This window comes from Frateuria sp. (genome assembly GCF_035695185.1).
Classification (GTDB): domain Bacteria; phylum Pseudomonadota; class Gammaproteobacteria; order Xanthomonadales; family Rhodanobacteraceae; genus Frateuria_A.
Genome location: NZ_DASSES010000013.1, coordinates 1 through 6,727, shown reverse-complemented (window position 1 = coordinate 6,727; position 6,727 = coordinate 1). Strand labels below are relative to the sequence as shown.

Below are 6,727 nucleotides of genomic sequence, written 5' to 3'. Positions count from 1 at the left end.
GCCCTACCCGCAGCACGCCGCTGCCCCCGCCCAGCCACCGACGCTTCGCCCGCACCGAAGCCCTGCCGGCCACCGGCGAGCCGGTCGCCGCGCGCGACGGCCGCGTGCTGCACCTGCGTCCGATCGAGCCTGGCGACGTGGCCGCCCTGCGCCGCTGCTTCACCCGCCTGCCGGCGGAGGACATCCGCCGCCGCTTCATGCACACGTTGACCGAGCTCCCCGAGCCGATGGCGCAGCGGCTGTGCCACATCGACCCGGAGACCGAGGCGGCGTTCGTGCTGATCGACGACAGCGTGTCGCCAGCCGAGCTGCGCGGCGTGGGCCGCGTGTTCATCGACACCGCCACCGACACCGCCGAGTTCTCGGTGCTGGTCGAGCGCGACTGGACGCGCCTGGGCCTGGGTGCCGAACTGATGCGCCGCCTGGTCGCCACCTGCCGCGAACGCGGACTGGCCGAGATCTGGGGCTACGTGCTGGTGGAGAACCGCCCGATGCTGCGCCTGTGCAGCGAACTGGGCTTCACCTCGCGCATGGTGCCGGACGAGCCGGGCGTCGCGCAGATCACCCTGCGCCTCTGAGCCGACGCGCTTTCCCAGTGAGCAGTGAGCCCATGCGGCCCCCTTCCCGGCAAACCGGCGAAGGCGGCCGGGTTGGGCGCGCCTGCGGACAGGGCCTTCCCGGCCGGCGGGTGGAGGATGCACAGCGGCGGATGAGCGCTTTCCGGAGCGCACACCACCCACCGCGCTAAACTTCTCCGCTTTCCCCGCAGCGCCCTTGTGCTGCGCGACAAAGCGCGACTCCATGCCCCCGATCCCCCACCCGCCCCTGCCCACCACGCCCAAGCAGCGCCGCTACTGGACCCCGCCCCACGGGTCCTCGCGCGCCCTGCTGATCGCCGAAGCCGCACGCGACCACGCCGGCCTGCTGGTGGCGGTCACCCGCGACACCCAGCGCGCCTCGGCGCTGGAGGACGAGCTGCGCCTGTTCGCCGGCGACCTGCCGGTGCTGCACTTCCCCGACTGGGAAACGCTGCCCTACGACGTCTTCAGCCCGCACCCGGAGATCGTCTCCCAGCGCATCGCCACGCTCTACCGCCTGCCGGGCATCACCCGCGGCGTGCTGGTGGTGCCGGTGGCCACGCTGATGCAGCGCATCGCGCCGCGCTCGCACATCACCGGCGCCGGGCTGGTCGTGGCCAAGGGCCAGAAGCTGGACCTGGCAGCCGAGCAGCGGCGCCTGGAAGCGGCCGGCTACCGCCACGTGCCGCAGGTGGCCGAGCCCGGCGACTACGCCGTGCGCGGCGCGCTGATCGACATCTTCCCGATGGGCACCGCCGAGCCCTACCGCATCGAACTGTTCGACGACGAGGTCGACTCGATCCGCAGTTTCGACCCGGAGACCCAGCGCTCGCAGCAGCCGGTGGACAAGGTCGAGCTGCTGCCCGCCCGCGAGTTCCCGCTCACCGAAGAGGCGGCCAGGGAATTCCGCACCGCCCTGCGCGAGCGTTTCCCGATCGACATCCGCCGCTGCCCGCTCTACCAGGACATGAAGGAGGGCGTGACGCCCGGCGGCATCGAGTACTACCTGCCGCTGTTCTTCAGGCAACCCGCCACGCTGTTCGACTACCTCGGGGAAGGCGCGCTGTTCGTGCTGGGCGAAGGCGCCGGCGAGGCCTCCGACCAGTTCTGGGCGAACACGGCTGCGCGCTACGACCAGCGCGCGCACGACATCGAGCGCCCGGTGCTGCCGCCGGCCGAGCTCTACCTCTCGCCCGAACAACTGCGCGAGCAGCTCAACAAGCGCCTGCGCGTGGAAGTGGTGCCTTCGGGCCACGAGTACGCCGTCGACACCGGCACCCTGCCCGCACCCGAGGTACCGCTCAACCGCAAGGGCGAGGAACCCGGCACCTCGCTGCGGCACTTCCTCGAAAGCTACCCCGGCCGCGTGCTGATCGCCGCCGATTCGGCCGGCCGCCGCGAGGCGCTCGCCGAGACGCTCGCCGGGGCCGGACTCAGGCCTGACGCTGTGGACGGCTGGAACGGCTTCCTGCAGGCCGCGGCCACGCGGCTGGCGATCAGCGTCGCCCCGCTGGAACAGGGCTTCGCCCTCAAGCAGCCGACGATCACCGTGCTCACCGAGCGCGAGCTCTACGGCGAGCGCGTGCGCACCGACCGTAAGCGCCGCCGCGGCGCCGCCCGCGATCCGGACGCGATCATCCGCGACCTCACCGAGCTCTCGGTCGGCGCGCCGATCGTGCACGTCGACCACGGCGTGGGCCGCTACCAGGGCCTGGTGTCGATGGAACTCGGCGGCATGGAAGGCGAGTTCCTGGTCATCGAGTACGCCAAGGGCGACAAGCTCTACGTGCCGGTCGCGCAGCTGGGCCTGGTCAGCCGCTACTCCGGTACCGCGCCCGAGCTGGCACCGCTGCACTCGCTCGGCGGCGATGCGTGGGAGCGCGCCCGCAGGAAGGCCGCCGAGAAAGTCCGCGACGTCGCCGCGGAGCTCCTCGCCATCTACGCCCAGCGTGAAGCGCGCGGCGGCGAGTCGATCAGCATCGACCGCGGCATGGTCGAGGACTTCGGCAGCAGCTTCCCGTTCGAGGAAACGCCCGACCAGGAGCAGGCGATCGATGCCGTGCTCGGCGATCTGGCCGCACCGCGCGCGATGGACCGGGTGATCTGCGGCGACGTCGGCTTCGGCAAGACCGAGGTCGCGCTGCGCGCCGCCTTCGCCGCGGCCACCGCCGGCAAGCAGGTGGCGGTGCTGGTGCCCACCACCCTGCTCGCCCAGCAGCACTACCGCAACTTCGCCGACCGCTTCGCCGACTGGCCGGTGAAGGTCGACGTGCTCTCGCGCTTCAAGTCGACCAGGGAAGTCAACGACGCACTCAAGCGCCTGGCCGACGGGCAGATCGACGTCATCGTCGGCACCCACAAGCTGCTGCAGCCGGACATCAAGTTCAGGAACCTCGGCCTGGTCATCGTCGACGAGGAGCAACGCTTCGGCGTGCGCCAGAAGGAACAGCTGAAGAAGCTGCGCGCCGAGGTCGACCTGCTGACCATGACCGCAACGCCGATCCCGCGCACCCTCAACATGGCGATGGCCGGCCTGCGCGACCTCTCGCTGATCACCACGCCACCGGCGCACCGCATGGCCGTGCGCACGTTCATCAGCACCTGGGATCCGGCGACCATCCGCGAGGCGTTCCAGCGCGAGCTCTCGCGTGGCGGCCAGGTGTACTTCCTGCACAACGAGGTCGATTCGATCGAGCGGACCGCGCGCGAGCTCGAGGAGCTGATTCCCGAGGCGCGCATCGGCATCGCCCACGGCCAGATGCCCGAGCGCGAGCTCGAACGCGTGATGGCCGACTTCCACCGCCAGCGCTTCAACGTGCTGGTGTGCACCACGATCATCGAGACGGGGATCGATATTCCCACGGCCAACACCATCATCATCGACCGCGCCGACCGCTTCGGCCTGGCCCAGTTGCACCAGTTGCGCGGCCGCGTCGGCCGCTCGCACCACCGCGCCTACGCGTACCTGATCGTGCCCGACCGCAAGGCGATCACCGCCGACGCGGAAAAACGTCTCGAAGCACTCGCCTCGCTGGAAGAACTGGGCGCGGGCTTCACCCTGGCCACCCACGACCTGGAGATCCGCGGCGCCGGCGAACTGCTGGGCGAGGAGCAGTCGGGGCAGATCCAGGAAATCGGCTTCGGCCTCTACACCGAACTCCTCGACCGCGCGGTGCGTGCGCTCAGGTCCGGCAAGGTGCCCGACTTCGACCTCTCCTCCGAACACGAGACCGAGGTCGAACTGCACCTGCCCGCGCTGATCCCGGACGACTACCTGCCCGACGTGCACACCCGCCTGACCCTCTACAAGCGCATTGCCAGTGCGAAGAACGAGGACAGCCTGCGCGACCTGCAGGTGGAGATGATCGACCGCTTCGGCTTGCTGCCGGAGCCGACCAGGACCCTGTTCGCCCTGTCCAGCCTCAAGCTGATGGCGACGCCGCTCGGCATCCGCAAGCTCGACCTGGGCGCCAACGGCGGTCGCCTTACCTTCCGCGACAAGCCCGAGATCGAGCCGATGGCCATCATCCGCCTGATCCAGAGCCAGCCGCGCATCTACAAGCTCGACGGCCAGGACAAGCTGAAGATTGCCCTCGAGCTCCCCGGCGCCGCCGAACGCATCCGCGCCGCCCAGGAACTCCTCGTCCAGCTGGGCGCCCGCCGCCCCGCCTGATGCACGTCACCGTGCGCGACCTGCTCCCTCTCCCGCCGGGAGAGGGTTGGGGCGAGGGGCCGGGGCTCGCCGGGAGGCCTGCCGACTACCCCCGATCCAGCGGACTCACCACCGCCAGCCCGCCCCGATTGAGCACATGCGTATAGATCTGGGTCGTCGCCACATCCTTGTGCCCGAGCAGTTCCTGCACGGTACGGATGTCCTGCCCGGCCTCCAGCAGATGTGTCGCGAACGAATGCCGCAAGGTATGCGCACTGACCGGCTTGAGCACGGCCGCCGCTCGACAGGCTCGCTTCAATGACCGACTGAGGACGGCGTCATCGAAATGGTGCCGCCGCTCGGTCCCGTCCCGCGGATCGCGCGAGCGCTTCGGCGAGGGAAACACGTACTGCCAGCCGGGCTCACGCGCCGCCCCCGGATACTTGCGCGCCAGCGCATGAGGCAACCAGACCGCGCCGAAGCCCTCCGCCAGATCGTATGCATGCATCTGCCCTGCACGCGCGATCTCACGGCGCATCGGCTCGACCAGCGTACGGGGCAACATCGTGTGCCGGTCCTTGGCCCCCTTGCCGTCGCGCACCGTGATCTCGCCCCGGTCGAAGTCGACGTCCTTCACCCGCAGGCGCAGGGCCTCCATCAGCCGCATCCCGGTGCCATACAGCAGGCTCGCCAGCAGCCACGGGCGCCCATCCATTTGCGCCAGCACCCGCACGACCTCCTCCCGCGAGAGCACCGTCGGAACCCGCTGAGGGCGCTTCGCCCGCACCACTCCATCCAGCCAGGGCAACTCCACCGCCAGCACGTCGCGATACAGGAACAGCAAGGCGGAAAGCGCCTGGTTCTGCGTGTTGGGCGACACCCGCCCCTGCACCGCCAGACCGGACAGGAACGCCTCCACTTCGGCGGCCCCCATATCCCGCGGATGCCGCTTGCCGTTGGCCAGGATGAACCGCCGTATCCACCCCACGTAGGCCTGTTCCGTCCGCAGGCTGTAGTGCTTGACCCGCAACACCCGCCGCACCTCATCCAGCAAGCGGGGCGGCCGCCCCGTGCCAACCATACGGTTTATTTCCCCGCTTCCGCCGGAATAAGTCATAGCACCCCAAATGTGCAGATATGCACCGGACATGCTGAGCCGACGCGGGGGCCGCCAACAACGGCCAGGCGCTTGATCTTTCGTAGGATTCTTCCGACTTGACCGCACACAGCCCACGGGCGACGATCGGTGCATATGCCCCGATTCGGGGTCTACTAAGCGTTAGACCTCACATGCAGCCTTTCGTGAACGCCATACTTCCGCAACACGTTTCAGTTGCCAATCCGTCATCGGATCTCGTTGACAGGTTTTTTCCTGAGGTGGTCATAGCTCAAGGGCGGGAGGAGGCGCGACTGCCTTACTCGGGGCAAGATGAGTTGGCAGTGCTTCTCACCCGGCTGCAATCATTGGCCATCCCGTTTGTTGCAGCAGGTCCAGGCTGGCATCCTGCGGCAGTCTTTCAGCATCTTCGGTCGCAACATTTGGTCAATGGTCCCATCCCAACTATCGTATGGTCGGGTACCGGCAAGCCCGAGCTTGGCGAGGTCTAACAGTTCATTCGAGGCGGACGGCTTCGCCGCCGCTCAATTCCAGCGTTAGCCGTCAACAGCAACCATGCCCGCATCTGAGTTTGTAAAAGCGGTTGATGAGATCCAGCGAGCTTTGCGTCCTTCTTTGAAGGAACATGGCTTCAAGGTTCGTGGCCGGACATTCAATCGCGTGACTGAAGATGGCCTCACTCAAGTCATAAACCTGCAAATGGGTCCTTCGGACCCGCCCGGTACGACGTACATCCCTGGACGCCGTGAAAACATGCATGGGCTGTTCACTGTAAATCTCGGTGTGTACATCCCGGAGGTTTCAGAGCTACACGGTGGCGGCGCAGCTAAATCGTGGGTCCAAGAGTACTACTGCTCAATCCGCAGCCGCCTTGGCCCTACTAGCGGTGCCACGCAAGACTTGTGGTGGCACGCTCGCAGTCCGGCTGACGCCGTAGCCGATATCCAGCCGCTGCTAATGTCATATGGCCTCCTTTTCTTAGACCGCTTTGGCACCAGAGACCTTGTACTTCGTGAGTTGGACGGACACGGGGAGAACTTGGAGTACTGCGCTGTGCCAAGAATAGTGTGCGCCATCATTCTGGCTAGGCGCGGCCAAGTAGATTCCGCTCGTGAACTTATGGCCGCGCAGACCTTAGAGAGCCGCAACAACCGCAATCATCCTACCTACGTGCGCGAACTTGCTATGCGCATGGGGCTCGGCGCGGTATGACGGCTAACAGTTCATTCAAGCCGACGCGATAGTTCCCTCGGTTTAGTGGACACCCTGATCTAACTTTCAGGAGTGCCCCATGCCCAAGCCAGGTCCGAGAACGACCACTCGCTACAGCGAGCAATTCAAGGCCACTGCCGTACGCCTCAGTCAGCTCCCTGGCGTCCA

At 67.4% G+C, this 6,727-nt stretch carries 4 protein-coding genes; 3 read left to right on the top strand and 1 reads right to left on the bottom strand.

All coding sequences use genetic code 11. The features are described from left to right. Both VFH59_RS00625 and mfd read left to right on the top strand, forming a co-directional pair. Positions 1-578 (top strand): GNAT family N-acetyltransferase (locus VFH59_RS00625; RefSeq protein WP_325162948.1); only part of this gene is annotated, 578 nt, incomplete at its 5' end. Between the two features lie 223 nt (positions 579-801). Continuing rightward, positions 802-4,251 (top strand): transcription-repair coupling factor, encoded by a 3,450-nt coding sequence (gene mfd, locus VFH59_RS00620; protein ID WP_325162947.1) that lies wholly within the window; start codon positions 802-804, stop codon positions 4,249-4,251. An 85-nt stretch (positions 4,252-4,336) separates the two neighbouring features. Here mfd and VFH59_RS00615 read toward each other — a convergent pair whose 3' ends face one another. After that, positions 4,337-5,311 carry an integron integrase gene (locus tag VFH59_RS00615; protein WP_325162946.1) on the bottom strand — a complete coding sequence of 325 codons (975 nt, stop codon included), beginning with the start codon at positions 5,309-5,311 and terminating at the stop codon, positions 4,337-4,339. Positions 5,312-5,902: 591 nt separating this feature from the next. Here VFH59_RS00615 and VFH59_RS18465 point away from each other — a divergent pair. Further along, entirely contained in the window at positions 5,903-6,559 is a 657-nt protein-coding gene (locus tag VFH59_RS18465; protein ID WP_414655837.1) for a DUF4304 domain-containing protein, read from the top strand. Positions 6,560-6,727: the final 168 nt, after the last annotated feature.